Raw genomic sequence first — 18,290 nt, forward strand, 5'->3', positions numbered from 1 at the left:
CCGGTACCGCCGAGTTCGCGAAGGGAGTCAGTGTGGAATCGCTACACGGTCGGGTTGCCGTCATCACGGGTGCCGCAGGCGGTATCGGTGAAGCGCTTGGATCCGTTCTAGCTGCGTCAGGCATGAAGCTTGCCCTTGCAGATATCGATGCGGAGGGCCTTATCGCTGCCCGTGATCGTCTCGCTGACGCAGGCGCCGAAGTCATCGCGGTGCCAACCGATGTGACGTCGGAGGAATCGGTCATCAGGTTGAAGGATTGCACTCTGGAACACTTCGGCTCCGTCCACGTTCTGTGCAACAACGCCGGCGTCACGGTTACCGGGGCTGCTTGGACGATCCCCGTCTCGGCATGGGAAAAAGTGCTCTCGGTCAACCTGATAGGGGTAATCAACGGGATTCGAACCTTTGTGCCAGTGATGAAAAGCAATTGTGAAGGACACGTCGTCAACACCGCCTCGATGGCTGGGTTGACAAGTGCTGCAGGGCTTGCGCCCTACTCGGTATCAAAGCATGGCGTCGTGGCATTGAGTGAAGCAATATACAAAGAACTCGTCCTCGAGGATTCTGGAATCGGAGTCTCTGTGGTATGTCCCGGAGCAGTCACAACCGCGATGCCTTCATCGGTTGCGGCAGCCACTTTGGGAGATCAAGGGCCGATAGACAGAGCAATCACCCGGGCTGTCGACGAGTCGCTAAAGGGCGCTATTGCACCCATACGAGTTGCAGAGATGATCAGAAATGCCATTCTTGCAGACCAGTTTTGGGTACTGACCCACCCTAGTCGCGCGAACTCCGTTGTTCGGCGTACTCGAGGAATCGTCGCTGGAATCAACCCCGAACCCGCTGCCTTCTAACGGGTGTGGATGCTCGTGGAGAGTGGATTGACCTTGCGCAGTGGCGGCCCTGGACAAGGTCAATCCTGGTCAGTGTCGACCCCTGAAGAACGTTCGAATATCCTCGACCACCCGGTCCGGCTCCTCGGCCGCAGCGAAATGGCCACCTGTCGGCGACTCTGTTACCGCTTGCAGATTGAAGTACGAACTCATCCAGTCCATTTTCGCTCCAGGAGGAAGGTCGTTGCGGAACAGTGTCACTGCGGTGGGAGCCTCCACCACCGGTCGGCGTTCGTGCGATGGTTGCCAGCCATAGCGCGCATTGTCGTGATAAAGCCGCGCGGTGTGGACGAAGGACTCTGTCGCCCAGTAGATAGTGAAGCTGGTGAGCAGTTCATCTCGGGTAAAGACGGTTTCGACGTCGCCGTGGCAATCGCTCCACGACCGCCTTCGCTCCAGAAGCCACGCGGCCAACCCCGCCGGCGAATCGTGAAGGGCATATGCGAGTGTCTGCGGATTCAGCACGTGCGCGACCAGATGGCCAACCTTACGCCGCTCGTACTCGATAAAGGTCGCTCTCTCGCCGACGCCGTCAGGCAACGTGCCGGAAAACACCTCTGCCCAGGGCCGGTCGGTGTTCCAGACGTGTAGCGGCAACGGTCGCGGGGCGAAATGCAGACCAATCAGGTGTTCGGGGAACTTGTGCCCTAGCTGTGCGGTCACCATCACGCCGTAGTCTCCGCCGTGCGCACCAAATCGCTTGTAACCAAGCACGTCGCGCATGAGAGTTACCCAGATATCCGCCACCTGCCATATTGTGAGCCCGGCGCGCTTCAGCGGATTCGAGAATCCGAATCCGGGGAGGGAAGGGATCACGACATCGAAGCTGTCTTCGGCGGCGCCTCCGTAGGATACGGGATCGGCGAGAGGACCAATGAGCTTGTGGAAATCCCAGAACGTCCAAGGCCAGCCGTGAGTAAGGACCAGTGGTGTGGGGTCCGGACCCTTCCCTCGAACATGGACGAAATGGATCGGCAAGCCATCGATTGTTGTCCGGAAATGCGGAAACTCGTTCATTTTTCGTTCTTGGGCACGCCAATCGAACCCGTCGCGCCAGTAGCGCACAAGGTCATCGAGGTAGCTGCCCCTGACACCATAGCTCCAGTCTTCGTTCGCGATGTCCGGGGCGAGGCGGGTGTGGGAGAGGCGAAGACGAAGGTCATCGAGAACCTGATCAGAGAGTTCGATTGTGAATGGTCGTGCTGCAGTCGCGGACAGTCGGTCGGTGTGTGAGTCGCTCATCAATGTCCTTCTCGGAATGAGTCCTGTGTACGGGTCGGTCGGTCGTTTGTGCGCAGTCACACCGGCCTCGTTCATCGGTGTAGCAGTCCACAGGAAGACCGCAAGACGGCCTCATTGGATGGCCACACTAGAAGATTCGAGGTTCTAGATAGGTCGAGTCGAGACCGACATCGTCCATTGCCATGCGAGCGATTCGCCACTCTCCGTCTCGCTTGGCGTACGAGTCTTCGTAGCGCCGGAACCCGGTTGTGATCACAATTCCGTCGTCAGTCTCACTCCGCATCGTGAACGACATCGCCCAGTGGCCGACTGCGGTAGTCGAATCGGTGAACTCAACTTCGCCGCTATGTCCCGCATGGAACATCCTGGCGCCGACGCGTTTCTTCAATGCCTGCAAGAATTCGTCGCGAGATCCCGAAGCGGTCGAGCTGTTGATGACGGCATCCTCCCAGAACAGCTGACTCAGCCCCGCGAAATCGTGGGCGTCGACCAAGCGGAAGTACCGGGCCTTGACGCGCTTGATCGACTCCAGATCTTCCAACTGGGCAACGCGTGCCCCGAGTTCCTCATTCGTCATATTGTTTTGTCGTCCTTCCTGGTGTGTGGGTCGCCGACTGCCCGCGCCGAGGGCGGATCGGGGTGGCGCAGAGCCATCGACGGGGACGTGCAGACCCTTTTAGCAATCATCGATCTCGACAACGGGTGTCCGCGCTTGCGGTCGGTCGGACGCAGGAACGCGGTCGCATCACGGTTGTTCTTACCCGAAGACTCATCGCGCACCCATATCCCGACGGCGATCGACGGCCTCACGAGCAGGATGCCTTCGTGTCACTTCGCGCTGTAAGTGGAACGAACCCGACCAAGACTAGGTTGCCTTCACGACATGTTGCAAGTAGATTCGACTGTAACGAACGCTATCCGAAAAAATACGTGAAGGGTTCAGTTTATGACTAAATTGGTACTGAGAACCGTGCTTGCGGTCGACTCGCCGTTCGAGGATAGGTTCGGCGAGGTCGTGCGCGCCTGGGTCGCCCCGACGCAGGACGAGGTAGGCGTCGACTTCTTCGCGGCATTCCTCGATCCCCAGGCGTCGCAGGGAACCTTTATCGAGTGCTACGTAGACTCGGAAGCATTCATCGCTCATGCCAAGGGAGTCGATCCCGAACTGCGCGCGGCCCTCTACGCCATCGCTTCCCCTGTCTCCTTTGACGTGTACGGGGAGATCAGCCAGGAAGCCCGCGAACTGATCGCTGCTGGAATGCCCACGTACCACCGAACCGAAGCCGCAACCACGCCGAAGGCAGCAGGCAGTTTTTCCGTGTCCAGGTCAGACGCCTAATGCCTGATGCATCAGCACTCGACAAAGAAACGGAACCCCAATGACCACTCCTGACCTGCGCGGACGGACCGCTCTGATCGTCGGCGATATTCAGAACGGCATAGTCAAGGCCTTCGGCGATGATGACGCCTTTGTCGAACGGGTCGGTGCAGCAATCGACGCGGCTCGGGCCGCTGACGTACTGGTTGTTTACGTGCGCGTCTGCTTCCGCGACGACTACGCCGACATCAGTCCTCGCAACCGAGGCTTTGCGGCAGTCGCCCAGAACAGAGGACTTCGCGAAGCCTCCGAGGACACCCAGATCGATGCCCGGATTGCCCCGCAGCCGGGAGATGTGGTCATTACCAAGCGTCGTGTAAGTGCCTTTGCGGGTAGTGATCTCGACGTGGTGCTGCGTTCGCGCGGGGTGACAGACCTTGCTCTCCTGGGAATCGCGACCAGTGGTGTGGTCCTCTCGACCGTCCGGGCCGCGGCCGACCAGGACTTCTCTCTGACCGTGCTGTCGGACGGGGTGAAAGACAATGACGAGGAAGTTCATCGGGTATTGGTGGAGAAGGTCTTCCCCCGGCAGGCCGACGTGGTCACTGTCGCTGAATGGACCGGCGCACTGGTCCCAGTGGCGTAGCGAGTCCACCAAGGCCCCCAACATTCTTTCTCTCACCGACAACCCCAAGGTACTGATATGGATTTCGAATTTTCATCGCGCGCCCAGAAATTGCAGGGTGAACTACTCGCCTTCATGGACGACTTCGTCTATCCAGCCGAGTCTGTCTTCGACAGTCAGATGGCCGAACTCCCGAGCCCCCACGACACCCCTCAGGTGCTCGAGGACCTCAAGGCCGAAGCACGTCGACGCGGCTTGTGGAACCTGTTCCTGCCGCACAAGACCGAGTGGAACGACGGCCTCAGCAACCTGGACTATGCACCGCTGGCCGAAATCACCGGGCGTGTGTCCTTCGCAGCGGAGGCCCTCAACTGCTCCGCTCCGGACACCGGGAACATGGAAATCCTCACCATGTTCGGCACCCCTGAGCAGCAAGACCGCTGGCTGAAGCCACTTCTGCATGGCGAGATTCGATCCTCGTTCGCGATGACGGAGCCGGCGGTGGCGTCCTCCGACGCAACCAACATCGAGTGCAGCATCGTGCGCAAGGGCGACGAGTACGTCATCAACGGCAGAAAGTGGTGGATCTCCGGTTCGGCGGACCCTCGCTGTCGCATTCTCATCGTCATGGGCAAAACCGATCCGGACGCCGCCCGACATCGGCAACAGTCGATGGTACTTGTCCCCATCGATACCCCCGGGGTCACAGTAGTCCGGAGTCTTCCTGTCTTCGGCTATGTCGATCGAGAAGGTCACTGCGAGATCACGTTTGAGAATGTCCGAGTACCCGTGTCGAATATCCTCGGTGAAGAAGGTTCAGGATTCGCGATCGCGCAGGCCCGGCTCGGGCCGGGGCGCATCCACCACTGCATGCGGACAATCGGTGTGACCGAGCGAGCCTTGGAGAAGATGACGGCGCGCGCACAGGAACGCGTCACGTTCGGATCGCCGATCGCCGATCGGGGTCAGATCCAGGACTGGATTGCAGATGCCCGTATGAACATCGACCAGGCCAGGCTCTACACTCTGTACACGGCGTGGAAGATGGACCAGTTCGGAAACAAGGCCGCGGCGACGGAGATCGCGGGAATCAAGGTAGCGGTGCCACAGATGGCTCTTCGCGTCATCGATCGCGCGATTCAGGTACACGGCGGCGGGGGAGTCTCCGACGACTTCGGACTCGCAAAGATGTATGCCCACACTCGCATTCTCCAACTCGCCGACGGCCCGGACGAAGTACACCGCCGTTCCATCGCTCGAAACGAGCTTCGTAATCGGACGGCGAAAGCTGGTGCAGACCTGTGAGTATCAATTTCGATTTCAGCGGACGCTCCGTCCTGATTACCGGCGCCGCCCAGGGCATCGGATACGCGATTGCCAGCTCCTTCGTCGAAGCCGGAGCGGATGTTGCGGTGGTCGACCGTGATGAGGATCGGCTCAACGAGGCGTGGAATCACGCCGGCGACAAGGTGCTCAGGCTCGCACTCGACGTTGTCGACGAGGAGGCTGTCGACGCGGCTGTCGCGTCGGTGGAAGCGTGGCGAGGTGGACCCGATGTCGTCATCAACAACGCTGGGATCACCCGCGACGTCGTCGTGTGGAAGATGACTGCCGACCAGTGGCGGGCTGTGCTCGACGTCCACCTCACCGGCACGTTCCATTTCACGAAGGCAGCGATCCCTCGAATGCGGGCCAAGGGCGCTGGTCGCATCATCAACGTCACTTCCTACACGGGGATGCATGGCATGGTCGGGCAGGCGAACTATGCAGCGGCCAAGGCTGGCATCATCGGATTCACCAAGGCGACCGCCAAGGAGGTCGCGCACTTCGGAATCACGGTGAACGCAGTCTCGCCCAACGCGTCGACCGCGATGGTTGCAGCCATCCCAGCGGACAAACTGAAGGCGTTGACCGAGCAGGTGCCAATAGGCAGGTTCGCAGAGCCATCTGAGATGTCGTCGGCATTCCAGTTCCTGTCTTCGGATGAGGCGGCGTACATCACCGGTGTTGTCCTGCCGGTGGACGGCGGAGTGGCGATGTGAGAGACCCCATTCGTCGGTTTTCGTCGATGAGGCGTTAGTGCCGCTCATGCGGCGATAGTCACCTCACACCCTGCAGTGGACATCTTGGCTGCTTAAGGAGCGGACACAATGAGATTGAATTTTCTTACATTCGGCGACCATCTAGCCGATCCCATTACCGGACGCAGAACTTCGGTAGCCGAGCGTCTCAACGGTATCGTCGAGAGCGCTGTCGCCGCCGAAGCGGCCGGATTCCACGGGGTCAACATCGGTGAGCATCATGCGGGAGCGTTCGTGTCGAGCAGTCCGCCGGTCACCCTGGCGGCAATCGGAGCACGAACCAGCACCCTGCGATTGGGGACTGCGGTGACCCTGATCGCAAATCTCGATCCAGTGCGAGTCGCCGAAGACTATGCGATGCTCGACGTCCTGTCCGGTGGGCGAGCGGAAGTTGTTGTCGGACGCGGAAATCTGTTCCCGTCAACCTACGAGCTGTTCGGTCTGTCCCTCGACGACTCGCGCCGTCTGCTCGAGGACAACGTCGAGCTGGTGCTCGATCTATGGACCAAGGACGCGGTGAGCTGGAGTGGCGCAGAACGGGCACCCTTCGAGAATCTGTCGCTGACCCCTCGTCCAGTGCAGGCTCCACATCCCCCCCTCTGGATCGGCGGTGGAGGATCGCCTGAAACCGCAGAACTCGCCGCCCGTCTGGGGCTGCCGCTGGCACTGCCGAGCGCCTTCGCTGAGGCGACCCGGTTCAAGCCGGTGGTGAAGGACTATCGCGAACGATTTGCGAACGCCCAGGGCAGGGACGCCGAGGTACCACGGGTGGCGGCCAGTTGGCACATGAACGTTGCCAGGAACAGTCAAGAAGCCAAGAAACGTTGGGCTCCCCGCTACGAGGCATATCACCAATGGTTCGGCAAGCAGGTTACTGAGCACGGTGGACAGTACAAGGCCGGTGCGTTCGACTTCGACTGGATGCTCAGCGACGGATCCGCACTCTGTGGTAGCCCCGCCGAAGTCATCGACAAGCTGTCGAGAATGGCCGATCTGCTTGAGGCCGAGGACCATTTGGTCTACCTGGACATGGGTGGGATCCCGGTGGAGGAAACGCTGGAGATGATCGACCTCGTCGGCGCAGAGATCATTCCGCACCTCTAGTGGCAGAAACCCGCTAAACGCAATCGACATAGGAGTCTTCGATGACGGATGTTTTGACATTGGGCCGTTGGACGATGGGTGTGGGAGACGTCTGCTTCAAGCCGCGCGTGGACAACTACGAAGCGGCCCGACGAGCGAAGGACGCCGGGTTCTCGCACCTGGACCTGCACTCGTACTGGGATGATGGTGACGAAGGCAAACTTGCCCTGCCGATCGGCAACAGGATAGTCAACACCGGCAATCCCGATGTGGAGCTCTCCGAGGTGGCCGCCAGCAGTGACAAGCTCTCACAGTGGCCGCGCGCCCGTGACGGATGGGGCTATGTGCCTCCGCCGAACATGGACGGTGCATGGGAGCACACCCTCGCCGAACTACGACGCGCACCAAAGTCGTTGGTAGAGCCCTGGGCAGGTTCGGTGTGTTCGACAAACGAGGTAACCAAGGAGTTGCTCAAGGAGATCCCCGGACTGCGTCTGATCGTCGACGTCGGTCATCTCGTCTACAAAGATGAAGATCCGTATGAACTCCTCCCGTACGCCGATATCGTTCAACTTCGCGATTGCGCACCGGGCAAGCAGCAGCTTCATGTCGGAGACGGCGTGATGGATTTCAAACGTGTCAAACGTGATCTTGAGGCATTGGACTATCAGGGCGCAATCACGTTGGAGTACTTCGACCTGCATTGGGTGGGCTATCCCCATGACACTCCGTGGGAGTGGACTCTCGACCTAGCGCACTACCTCGATTCACTATGACCCACGCCGTCATCGTCGGTGCCGGCGCGGCGGGTCTCACCGCAGGGGAGGCGCTCCGGCGCGCCGGCCACGCCGGATGCATCACGATCATCGGGGAAGAGGTCCATCAGCCCTACGATCGGCCACCCCTGTCGAAGCAGATCCTGGCCGGTGATTGGGAAACTGATCGAATCCAGCTACGCAAGTCCGAGCATCTCGAAGCACAGAGCCTCGACTTCATTCTGGGGGACCCTGTCACAGGCTTGGACCGGACTGCGCATCGTCTTTCCCTCGGCTCGGGATCAACGGTCGACTATGACAAGCTCATCATCGCTACGGGTGTTGCCCCCCGTCACCTCCCATTCGGCCGCCATCTCGCAGGCGTGCACACGCTCAAGTCGATCGACGATGCCTTGGCGCTCCGTGCCGCAGTGAGTTCCGCGGGAAGGGTGCTTGTCGTCGGAGCCGGGTTCCTGGGAACAGAGATTGCGGCCACTGCGCGCAAACTCGGCTCAGAAGTGGTCGTGGTCGATCCGTTGGAGTCGCCCCTGGTACGAGGCCTCGGGCAGTGGATGGGCAATTTGGTCCGCGACGTGCACACCGAGCACGGCGTCGACATCCGAACCGGCGTGGGACTCGATAATTTCGAAGAGCGCGATCACCGCCTGGTCGGAGCCAATTTGTCCGACGGCAGTCACGTTGCAGCTGATCTCGCGGTCATTGCAATTGGTTCCGCCCCCTGCGTCGGCTGGCTGGAGGGCAGCGGACTGGCCGTGGATGACGGCGTCGTCACGGATCAGTTCTGCCTGGCCACCGACACTATCGCAGCGGCCGGCGACGTCGCGCGCTTCCACCACCGCGGCTACGGCAGGAGCTTGCGCCTCGAGCACCGCATGAATGCGACCGAGCAGAGTCAGATTGCAGCGGCAAATCTGCTCGCCGAACCCGAAGATCGTGTTGCCTTCGAACCGATTCCGTACTTTTGGACCGATCAGTACGAGTACAAAATCCAGGCATACGGCATCACACCACCGGACGCCAAGGTCGAGGTCGTGTCGGGAGATGTCGCCACGAAATCATTCGTCGCAACGTACAGCGTGGACGACCAAGTCCTCGGCGTGGTCGGCTGGAACAGCGCTCGCGAACTGCGCAACTATCGCGCCGCACTAGCGACATGGGCGCACAATGCCATCTGATGCCACTGCCACACCGCACATTGTTCTCGTAACGGGGGCGAGTCGAGGAGTCGGGCGCGCCGTTGCCCGCGCATTCGCGGCAACGGGAGCGAAGATCGCGCTCGGCGGCCGGGACGTCGCAGCACTCGAGGGCGTTGCGAAGGAGTGCGGTGGCCTCGGAAGCCAGGAAACCGTCGTATTGCCATTCGACGTGACCGACGAATATGCGTGTCGGAACGCCGTTGCCACTGCGGCTGCGGAACTGGGCCCGATAACGACGCTGGTCAACAACGCGGGCATCGCGGAATCATCGCCCTTCATGCGGACGACGCTCGATCAGTGGCGCCGGACGATGACCGTAGACGTCGAAGCCCCCTTCATTCTCACTCAGTCCGTGCTCCCGGGCATGCTTGCGTCTGGCGCAGGGGCAGTCATCAACATCGCCTCCGTCGCGGCCAAGCTCGGACTCCCCTATGTCGCGGCCTACACAGCCGCCAAGCACGCGATGCTGGGAATGACGCGTTCTGCTGCGGCCGAATTCGCCTCCGCAGGCGTCACATTCAACTGTATTTGCCCTTTCTATGTCGACACGGAAATGACTCGGGCCACGATTGCGAACATTGTCGAGAAAACGGGGAGGACCGAGGAACAGGCGATGGAAAATCTGGTCAGCCCGCAAGGGCGGCTGATAGATCCCACCCACATTGCCGAACTGTGCGTATTTCTTGCGTCCCCGGCGGCGCGCAGTATCACCGGTCAGGCTTACAACATCGACGGAGGGCTAGTTCAGAGCTGACGCCACGTCGGCAGGCTCTCCAGTCCGCGGCGGCACGTAAATCGAGCGAGGAGTATGAGTTGAGCACGTTAGCGGGAAAGATCGCGATCATCACAGGAGGTGCGCGAGGCCAGGGCGAGGCACACGCACGTCGCTTCGTGGCCGAAGGCGCAAAGGTTGTCATCGGCGACATCCTCGAAGCCGAGGGTAATGCACTTGCGGACGAGTTAGGCGACGCCGCAGTATTCGCCCCCCTCGACGTCGCCTCCGAACAGGCGTGGTCAGATGCGGTTGACATCGCCCGATCCAGCTTCGGCGATCCAACGGTGTTGGTGAACAATGCCGGCATCGTCCGACACGCGAGTCTGCTCGATGAGGAATTGGCGCACTGGCAGCGGGTACTTGATATCAACCTCACCGGCTGCTGGCTCGGTATACGAGCTGTCGCCCCCGCTATGCCCGCGGGTGGTTCCATCATCAACATCTCGTCAAATGCCGGCATCATCGGTTACGCCGGTGTCGGGGCATACGTGGCGTCCAAGTGGGGCCTTCGGGGGTTGACAAAGGCAGCAGCCCTGGAACTCGGGCCCGCCGGCATTCGCGTCAATTCGGTTCACCCTGGGGTAATCGACACGCCGATGCTGAAGTTCGATCCGTCGAGTTCTCGAGTCTTCGATGGACAGCCGATCGCGCGCGCCGGCAAGCCGCACGAAATCGCGAATGTGGTCCGGTTCTTGGCGTCCGATGAATCCAGTTACATGTCTGGCGCGGAATTGACCGTGGACGGTGGCATGGTGGTGGGATCGGTGCCGCCTTCTTCTCGTGCGGGTGCAGCGTGACGACCCGCACGGGAGTCTGTGGGTGCTGGGGCATTCTCGTCCACATGGATGACGACATTCGGGGGGATCGATGGGCAGGTTCGTGATGCTGGTGATGACGGATGCCAATCTCGGTATGGAAGAGGAGTTCAATCGGTTCCTCGATGACGTGCACATCGGCGACGTGCTCCAGGCCGATGGCCTCGTCAGTGCCCGCAGATTCCGTCTCAGCAACCACCAACCCGCGTTCGCCAGTGGTGTGCCCGACCTTCGGTACCTGACGGTATATGAGATCGACTGCGAGGATGTCCGGACAGCGATAGCGTCACTCGAGCGTCACCGCGAAACGGGTCGATGGCGGCAGTCTGATACCACAGCACCATCTCGGGTCTGCGCTGTCTACGAGAAACTTCCCTCGGTATGGGTAGGCGCGGACGCGGACGAGATGACGAGCGAAAGCACGCGACAGATCGTCCGACCAGGAGAGAAAGCGAGAATGGATCGATGACTACGGATGCAGCGCACACCGAAGATTGCGTGCGGGTGGAAGTCGACTCCGCCGGAGTCGCCGTGGTCGAGTTCGAGCGAGGGAAGGCCAACTACTTCGATGCCGCGATGATCAAGAGCATCGCCGATGCCTACGATTCGCTCAGCCGCGACCCTCGCGCGCGAGTGATCGTGCTCTGTTCTGCAGGCCGCAACTTTTGTGCTGGAATGGATTTCGGGTCGGGTTTAGATATTGTCCCGGTGGTAGCCGAAATCTACGACAACGCAGTGCGTCTGTTCGAGTCGCCGCTGCCCGTTGTCGCCGCGGTGCAGGGTGCCACCGTAGGCGGTGGACTTGGGTTGGCGATGTCCGCTGACTTTCGAGTTGGCGCACCCTCGGCACGGGTCAGTGCAAACTTCGCTGCCCTGGGTATCCATCATGGCTTCGGGCTGACCGTGACATTGCCATCGGCAGTGGGCAGCCAGGTAGCGGCTGATCTGTTGCTGTCCGGCCGCCGCATCAACGCGGACGAGGCACAGCATCGAGGTGTGTTCGATCGACTCAGTACCACCGACGATTCGTTGAGGGCCGAGGCGATCGCCTGGGCCCACGAGTTCGCCCGATGCGCACCTCTCGCAGTCCGCAGCATTCGTGAGACGCTGAGGGGGCGCACACTCGTCGGTCGACTGAGGTCGGCGGTCAAACACGAACTCGCCCAACAGACGCCCCTGTTCGAAAGTGCTGACTTCGTGGAAGGTATCGCTGCAGCAAGAGAACGGCGCGAGCCCCAGTTCAGTGCTCGATGAACCGGCCGCGGCAAGAAGTCTTGTGAATCTACATTCGTGGCCGAAGAATCTATTTCGGTATTCGACAAGCGGATGGGCCTAGTCAAATGACATCCATTTTCCGAACTGCCTTGTTCTCTGGTGCAGGCGCAAGCAGGTAGGAACATCTATTTTCTGGAGGTAATCGTGAGCTACGCGGATACAGGTGCGGGCGCCGGCGCTCCGGTCGCCTCGGCCGACGTCGAATTCGAGATCGCCTATCGTTTCCCTGCAGGCGCCGTCACGGTGGTCGTCATCCACCGTGAGTTCACCGAGAGTTCCATGCTGAAGTATGAGGGTCAGCCGGGTGTCGCGGAGATCCTCGATAAGATTCGCAACGATGGATATTACGATCGCGGAGTGTCCGTCTATGTCAATGACACAGAATCAGGCAACGACTACCTGCGATTCGATTGCTTCGAACGTGAACCCCACTACCACTATCATCACTTGCACGACCTCAAGGCGGCCGGTGTCGAGGTCACTCTGGACTATCAACACATTACGGGTCACGCCGACAGCGTCGTGATGAATGGCTTCTGGCACCAGATCCCATTCGACGCCGCGGCAAATGGAGACATCCGAGACTGGGTCATCGACAGACTCGGCACCCGCATCTGCGTAATGTTGCGTGAGGCAGGAGCAACGACACTGGCGGACCGAGTCGATCAGGAACAGGTGTGTCGAGCGCTGCAGGAAGTGACCCCGTACCTGTACGCCGCTCCGCGCCAGGGTTAGATAGATAGAGCGACCGATCCGAGTGGCTTGGGGTGGCGACAGGGAAGCTGTCACTACGAAATCCGTGCGATGAGTTGTGTACGCCCCGCGAAACGTGAAGGACGGCGCCGCATGGACGATTGCTCAGGTTTCGTTGGCGGCTGCGTGGCCACCGGAGTCCTGATGTGCCTCGACCGGCGGCAAGCATGACTGAAAATAGTTTCGATAAAAGATTGTTGAAGTAGCATTGATCTCGAACTATATTTGACGTTGATGGGACGCGGCGAAGATCCAGCCTAGAATGCGCGTCCAGAGGCAGTCAACGGACAAGGCGCCGAGGAGGTCGACCGGCAGTGGCCCGTGCAATCTGACGGAAGGATTCACTGATCCTGTTTGGGTTCGTTGCAGCGCTTGGCGGCTCACCGGGTCGTCAACTTGCTCGTGCCAGATCTTCGGTGAGGAGATCGGAGTCGATTCCGCGCCGCGTTCGATCCGGCCGATGTCCTGGACCTCAACAATTCCGAGACCCCGACTGTCTATTCAGAGCTGACCACCTGGGAATGCCTTCCCAACACCTTGTGACCAGATAGCAGTGAGGAAAGACCGATGAGCGCAACCGACCCGACCCACATGCACCTTCCCCTGTTGAGGCTCGACGACCCCGACACGTGGCAGGATCTGCACGGTCATCTCGCCCAGGCGCGTGCAGCATCGCCGTTCGCCGTCACCGAGTCCGGGCTCAAGATGGCAGTACGTCATGCCGAGGTCGAATCCGTTCTGCGCTCGGACGCGTTCGAGTTCGGCGATCTCATCGCCGCCGTCGGTACTACCTCGGGCACCTTCTACGACTGGTGGCACCAGACGATCTCCTCGTACAACCCGCCCGACCACACTCGGCTCCGCCGCCTGCTGGGTGGGGCGTTCACCCCGAAGCGTGTGAACCCATTGCGCGTGATAATCCAGCAGATCACGGACGAGGCGCTGGGTGTCTGTCTGGATCGAGGGACGATGGACATTAGCGACTTCGCCCATGTGCTCCCGATGCGAGTAATGGCCACGCTTCTCGGCATTCCCAGCGGCGACCACGCACGGTACGAGGAACTTACGATTCTCGTCGGTGCCGGATTCAGTCACGCGACCGCCGGCAATCCCGAGCTGTTGGGGAGGGTCAACGCGGCGGTCACTGAGCTGTACCAGTATAGCCGAGAGGTGGTGGCGCGCAAGCATCGTGAGCCCGGACCCGACCTCATCTCGGCGCTGATCGAAGAGCACGACGGTGTCGATCGATTGACCGACGACGAGGTGGTCAACCACATCATTTTCATGCTCTTCGCGGGGCACGACACCACACGCGGCGCGCTCTCGATCGCCTCCATGCTGCTTGCCACGCACCCTGACCAGATGCAGTTGATCCGGGATGACCCCACTCGCGCCCGCGACGCCGTCGATGAGGTGATGCGCTACGAGTCGACAGTTACCTTCACTACGCGCCAGCCGGTGAAGGATATCGAGATCTCGGGTGTTCACCTGCCTAAGGGTGTTCCGGTGGGAGTGTGCATCGCCTCCGCGGCCCGGGACACCGAGGGCATGCCGGACGCCGGAACCTTCGACATCCTCCGTAAGGAGAAGCGCGCCATCAGCTTCGGCTCTGGCATTCACTTCTGCCTCGGCACGAATCTCGCTCGCGCGGAGATCGAGATCGCGATCCAATCGTTGGCAACTCGAACGAGCGATATCGCACTCGAGGGAGACCCGAATTGGCATCCGTTCAAGAACGTTCGAGGTTTCGACAGCCTCCCCCTGACACTGAAAGCCTCCTGAATCTGGATAGCCGGAGTGACCGGGCCGGCTGGTCGTTACGACCCCGGCCCGGTCACTCTCTGTGCCGCACATATTCGGATCGGTTCAACCAACCGCCGTGCGGGTGAAGCGTGGCCCGGCGATCGTGCCCGACCTGTCGTTCGTCGGGCGCTTTCGAAGACATCGGGTCGCCAATTTGAAACGGCGACCAAAGTACCTCTACAGCACCAGGAAGGCTCATCGGGCGTGGTTTCGCAAATCGCCTCACCGGGACTGATGCCGGTGGTCGCACCGAGGGCTGTCTGGTGTCGAACGGGTAACGACCAGCCTGGACCCGCGAATTGCGGACGGCCATCACCGGATCGTGGATTGGCGCGTATGCGGAAGCTAGCAGATGTCCAGATTCTGGTAGATCGTGGAGTCGGCATAACCTGAAATCGAATGGGACAATTCGGGCGATAGTGTGCCGTACACTTCCATGGAAGCGACGTGGACGCTCTGCATGAGTGCTGCGCCATTGGGGCGGTTGGCTTCGATCCATCGACGCCACGCGGCCTCATCTTCGTACTCGGCTAGGTTCACCAACTGAAGCCGGGCCTCGTCCACATACATCTCGTAATGCCCGATGCCATTGAAGTCCCGCGCCGACCGGACCATCTTTGCGGCCGTGCTCTTCGCGCGCGCCCAGGTTTCCGGCCGCGCTTGGTTGACAGCTCTGGCCCTGATCACACTCATGTACGTCTCCTCGATGTTTCGGCGAGAGCTCGATCTAATCGCCAAAGACTATTCAATATACCCGTCCTAGGATTAGTATAAAGAGAATTACTTTTCGGTCAAGGCCTATGCAGCCGGTGGCCGGGGTGCCACGCTGCTAGCAGATCCACATTCGAGCGGCAGTGCACGCAGGGACAGGAGATTGCGATGATCGACGCTGTGGAGCGTTTGGTGCGATCGAAGCGATCAAGCAACTCAAAGCTCGATACTTCCGGTGTCTCGACCTTCGGATGCGGGACGCGTACCGTGAGATCTTCACGGAGGAACTAGTTTTGGATCTTCCTGAGGTGGCGGAGCCTCGTCCATCGCGGCCATACCCCGGAGATCGAGGTGCTCGCCCAAACGACGGCTCGAGGGATCTGGGCCATGGCGGACTTCGTCGAACCGGGACAGGCGAGCGATGGTGTGCCGTTCGAGGGGGCCGGCTACTGCAGGGAGGAGTATCGCAAGGTCGATGGTTCCTGGCGCATTTCACGACTGCATCTGACGCGCCTCACGAGGATCGAAATGGCCGGCTAGAGCGCAAACATGATCAATCGTGTTCAACAAAGGTACGACGAACGGACGGAAAAATGACGGAAGCATCGCGGACCAAGATATGGACGCTGGACTGCCCGTGCGGGCTACGACTGAGCGGAGAAACTGAAGACGAGATCGTCGAGCGCGCCCAAGCGCACCTCCAGCAGCGCCACCCTGGTCGGGGGTATACCCGAGACGAGATCCTCTTCCTTGCGTTCTAATCCGAATGCAAGCGCGTGCCCCGGTCGGGGTGACGACCCCCCAGGGGGTCGACGCGGAGGAGTGGCGGGTCGGCGCGAACCCGGAGTGCGATGGTGACGGGGGCGAGCAACCTGCACCTGGCCAGATCCACCGTCTCCGCGGTGCTGCGCCGCTACCGGATGCCCCCGCTCGCCCACCTCGACCAGGCGACCGGTCCGCCGCCCACCGGCAGTCCGATACGAGCACGACAAGCCCGGTGACCTCGTGCACGTCGACATCAAGAAACTCGGTCGGATCCCGGACGGGGGCGGACACCGCAAACTCGGCCGCGCCGCCGGACGGCGCAACCGCTCCGGGGTGGGCTACTCGTACCTGCACCACGCCGTCGACGATCATTCCCGGCTCGCGTACTCGCCAGATCCTGTGGAACGAGAAGAAGGAGACCGCCGTCGGCTTCTGGACCCGAGCGAGCGACTTCTTCGCAGCCCACCACATCGCCGTCATACGGGTGTTGACGGACAATGGATCCTGCTACCGCTCACACGTTTTCGCTGCAGTACTCGGCCCGGATGCTGCGCACAAGCGGACCCGCCCGTACCGTCCCCAGACCCACGGGAAGGTGGAGCGCTTCAATCGGACCCTCGCCGCAGAATGGGCATATGCGGACCTCTACCCCAGCGACGCGGCCCGCTCATCGACCTACCAAAGACTGGTTGCATCACTACAATCACCGCCGCCACACCGGAATCGGCGGCAAGTCACCCATCGCCCGCATCGGCGTTCACAACGTCTCCGGGAAGTACAACTAGGGCCATTGGATCCCGTGGACGGCAATCGAGGTCGCCATCATCCTTCGTCAGTTGCAGTGGTCGGGTTCGCTATCCGGAGCATCTGGGGTCGGGCACCATTGAGCGTGGCAGGACAACCAGTTTGATGTCGAATATGATTCGTAGATAGCGGAATACAGTACGTATATTTTGAAGTATATTCATCAAATTGGAGGTTGGATCGCGAGATCCGCCATGGAACGAATGGAAGATAAGATGCGAGACGCTGTCATCGTCGAAGCTGTCCGAACCCCCATCGGGAAGCGGAACGGGGGTCTGTCGGGAGTGCATTCCGCTGATCTCTCTGCCGTTGTCCTCGAAGCGATCGCCGATCGCACCGCGATTGATCCGGTCGTGGTCGACGATGTGGTGTGGGGTTGTGTCAGCCAAGTTGGCGAGCAGACGTTCGATATTGCTCGAACAGCGGTGCTGAGCGCCGGCTGGCCCGAGTCGGTGCCGGGGGTTACCGTCGACAGGCAGTGTGGGTCGTCACAGCAGGCACTCCATTTTGCGGCGGCGGGTGTGATCGCAGGGCACTACGACGTGGTCGTTGCCGGAGGAGTCGAATCCATGTCACGAGTCCCTATGGGCTCGGCCGCCGGCGAACAGTCTCCGCTCGGAGCAAAATATGCCCGCCGGTACTCGGAGGACTTCCCCGATCAGGGCGTTAGCGCGGAGACGATTGCGGAGAAGTGGAATCTCAGCCGCACCCAGCTTGACGAGTATGCTCTTCAGTCTCACGAGAGGGCAGCGCGCGCAATCGATTCTGGTGTTTTCGACAGGGAGATTGTCCACGTACCCACGGAAGATGGCACGAAAGTCACACGTGACGAGGGCGTGCGCCGTGGCGGGACGCTGGAAGCGCTCGGCGGACTCAAGACGCCTTTTCGGAGCGACGGTGTGGTCACGGCCGGGAATGCTTCGCAGATCAGCGACGGGGCGGCAGCTCTCCTGATCACAACCTCCGAGCACGCGACGCTTCTTGGATTGGCACCGATTGCGCGGATCCACTCGGCGGCGGTAGTGGGCAGTGAACCGAACATCATGCTCACAGGTCCAATTCCGGCAACTGCGAAGGTGCTCCGCAAGGCTGGCCTCAGCTTGTCCGACATCGGGACATTCGAGGTCAACGAAGCATTCGCTTCTGTAGCGCTCGCGTGGCTGCTGGAAACCGGCGCCGATCCCGCACTGCTGAACCCGCAGGGCGGGGCGATTGCTCTTGGCCACCCCCTCGGGGGGTCTGGGGCGCGGTTGATGACCACGATGGTGCATCGTATGCGTGACAATGGGATTCGGTTCGGGTTGCAGACGATGTGTGAGGGTGGGGGACAAGCGAACGCCACCATCGTCGAGCTCCTCTAAGGGCCGATTCCCTG

General features: G+C 60.8%; 19 protein-coding genes and 2 pseudogenes. 18 read left to right on the forward strand and 3 right to left on the reverse strand.

The features are described from left to right. Positions 1 to 32 precede the first annotated feature (32 nt). Complete coding sequence (locus ACFWAY_RS26280; RefSeq protein WP_378512712.1) at positions 33 to 854, forward strand: SDR family NAD(P)-dependent oxidoreductase; 822 nt, start codon at positions 33 to 35, stop codon at positions 852 to 854. Between the two features lie 69 nt (positions 855 to 923). Here ACFWAY_RS26280 and ACFWAY_RS26285 read toward each other — a convergent pair whose 3' ends face one another. Beyond that, positions 924 to 2,135, reverse strand: coding sequence for an epoxide hydrolase family protein (locus tag ACFWAY_RS26285; RefSeq protein WP_378512713.1), 1,212 nt, complete (start codon positions 2,133 to 2,135; stop codon positions 924 to 926). A gap of 127 nt (positions 2,136 to 2,262) precedes the next feature. Beyond that, on the reverse strand, positions 2,263 to 2,712 hold the full coding sequence (locus ACFWAY_RS26290) for a nuclear transport factor 2 family protein (RefSeq protein WP_378512714.1): 450 nt from the start codon (positions 2,710 to 2,712) through the stop codon (positions 2,263 to 2,265). 393 nt (positions 2,713 to 3,105) lie between these two features. On the opposite strand from ACFWAY_RS26290, the gene ACFWAY_RS26295 reads away from it, so the two are divergent. From ACFWAY_RS26295 to ACFWAY_RS26355, 13 genes are all read left to right on the forward strand, one after another. After that, positions 3,106 to 3,474, forward strand: coding sequence for a hypothetical protein (locus ACFWAY_RS26295; RefSeq protein WP_378512715.1), 369 nt, complete (start codon positions 3,106 to 3,108; stop codon positions 3,472 to 3,474). 40 nt (positions 3,475 to 3,514) lie between these two features. Beyond that, on the forward strand, positions 3,515 to 4,099 hold the full coding sequence (locus tag ACFWAY_RS26300; RefSeq protein WP_378512716.1) for a cysteine hydrolase family protein: 585 nt from the start codon (positions 3,515 to 3,517) through the stop codon (positions 4,097 to 4,099). A 57-nt stretch (positions 4,100 to 4,156) separates the two neighbouring features. Continuing rightward, a complete protein-coding gene (locus tag ACFWAY_RS26305; RefSeq protein WP_378512717.1) occupies positions 4,157 to 5,383 on the forward strand; it encodes an acyl-CoA dehydrogenase family protein in 1,227 nt (408 codons plus the stop codon). After that, on the forward strand, positions 5,380 to 6,120 hold the full coding sequence (gene fabG / locus ACFWAY_RS26310) for a 3-oxoacyl-ACP reductase FabG (RefSeq protein WP_378512718.1): 741 nt from the start codon (positions 5,380 to 5,382) through the stop codon (positions 6,118 to 6,120). Before ACFWAY_RS26305 ends, fabG begins: the two co-directional genes overlap by 4 nt. 108 nt (positions 6,121 to 6,228) lie before the next feature. Further along, positions 6,229 to 7,263: an LLM class flavin-dependent oxidoreductase gene (locus ACFWAY_RS26315; protein ID WP_378512719.1), complete on the forward strand. Its 1,035-nt coding sequence runs from the start codon at positions 6,229 to 6,231 to the stop codon at positions 7,261 to 7,263. Positions 7,264 to 7,304: 41 nt separating this feature from the next. After that, positions 7,305 to 8,018 (forward strand): sugar phosphate isomerase/epimerase family protein, encoded by a 714-nt coding sequence (locus ACFWAY_RS26320; protein WP_378512720.1) that lies wholly within the window; start codon positions 7,305 to 7,307, stop codon positions 8,016 to 8,018. Continuing rightward, complete coding sequence (locus tag ACFWAY_RS26325; protein ID WP_378512721.1) at positions 8,015 to 9,193, forward strand: NAD(P)/FAD-dependent oxidoreductase; 1,179 nt, start codon at positions 8,015 to 8,017, stop codon at positions 9,191 to 9,193. Before ACFWAY_RS26320 ends, ACFWAY_RS26325 begins: the two co-directional genes overlap by 4 nt. Then, positions 9,183 to 9,968, forward strand: a complete 786-nt coding sequence (locus ACFWAY_RS26330) for an SDR family NAD(P)-dependent oxidoreductase (RefSeq protein WP_378512722.1) — start codon at positions 9,183 to 9,185, stop codon at positions 9,966 to 9,968. The genes ACFWAY_RS26325 and ACFWAY_RS26330 overlap by 11 nt, the downstream gene beginning before the upstream one ends. 59 nt (positions 9,969 to 10,027) lie before the next feature. Next, the gene (locus ACFWAY_RS26335; RefSeq protein WP_378512723.1) at positions 10,028 to 10,786 is read left to right on the forward strand and encodes a glucose 1-dehydrogenase; all 759 of its coding nucleotides are present in this window, start codon (positions 10,028 to 10,030) and stop codon (positions 10,784 to 10,786) included. Between the two features lie 85 nt (positions 10,787 to 10,871). After that, the gene (locus ACFWAY_RS26340) at positions 10,872 to 11,273 is read left to right on the forward strand and encodes a hypothetical protein (RefSeq protein WP_378512759.1); all 402 of its coding nucleotides are present in this window, start codon (positions 10,872 to 10,874) and stop codon (positions 11,271 to 11,273) included. Then, entirely contained in the window at positions 11,270 to 12,058 is a 789-nt protein-coding gene (locus tag ACFWAY_RS26345; RefSeq protein WP_378512756.1) for an enoyl-CoA hydratase/isomerase family protein, read from the forward strand. Before ACFWAY_RS26340 ends, ACFWAY_RS26345 begins: the two co-directional genes overlap by 4 nt. Before the next feature lie 165 nt (positions 12,059 to 12,223). After that, the gene (locus ACFWAY_RS26350; RefSeq protein ID WP_378512724.1) at positions 12,224 to 12,814 is read left to right on the forward strand and encodes a hypothetical protein; all 591 of its coding nucleotides are present in this window, start codon (positions 12,224 to 12,226) and stop codon (positions 12,812 to 12,814) included. Between the two features lie 585 nt (positions 12,815 to 13,399). After that, complete coding sequence (locus ACFWAY_RS26355) at positions 13,400 to 14,614, forward strand: cytochrome P450 (protein ID WP_378512725.1); 1,215 nt, start codon at positions 13,400 to 13,402, stop codon at positions 14,612 to 14,614. 366 nt (positions 14,615 to 14,980) lie between these two features. On the opposite strand, the gene ACFWAY_RS26360 is transcribed toward ACFWAY_RS26355, so the two are convergent. After that, positions 14,981 to 15,328, reverse strand: a complete 348-nt coding sequence (locus ACFWAY_RS26360) for a hypothetical protein (protein WP_378512726.1) — start codon at positions 15,326 to 15,328, stop codon at positions 14,981 to 14,983. 161 nt (positions 15,329 to 15,489) lie between these two features. On the opposite strand from ACFWAY_RS26360, the pseudogene ACFWAY_RS26365 reads away from it, so the two are divergent. The 4 genes and pseudogenes from ACFWAY_RS26365 to ACFWAY_RS26380 all read left to right on the forward strand — a co-directional run. Further along, positions 15,490 to 15,603, forward strand: a pseudogene (locus tag ACFWAY_RS26365) (hypothetical protein); the annotation flags it as partial. Positions 15,604 to 15,697: 94 nt separating this feature from the next. Further along, on the forward strand, positions 15,698 to 15,886 hold the full coding sequence (locus tag ACFWAY_RS26370; RefSeq protein WP_378512727.1) for a nuclear transport factor 2 family protein: 189 nt from the start codon (positions 15,698 to 15,700) through the stop codon (positions 15,884 to 15,886). A gap of 323 nt (positions 15,887 to 16,209) precedes the next feature. Then, positions 16,210 to 16,896, forward strand: a pseudogene (locus ACFWAY_RS26375) (IS481 family transposase); the annotation flags it as partial. A gap of 234 nt (positions 16,897 to 17,130) precedes the next feature. Continuing rightward, the gene (locus ACFWAY_RS26380; protein ID WP_378512757.1) at positions 17,131 to 18,276 is read left to right on the forward strand and encodes a thiolase family protein; all 1,146 of its coding nucleotides are present in this window, start codon (positions 17,131 to 17,133) and stop codon (positions 18,274 to 18,276) included. The last annotated feature ends 14 nt before the right edge of the window (positions 18,277 to 18,290 follow it).

The organism is Rhodococcus sp. NPDC059968, from assembly GCF_042738615.1.
Classification (GTDB): domain Bacteria; phylum Actinomycetota; class Actinomycetes; order Mycobacteriales; family Mycobacteriaceae; genus Rhodococcus_F.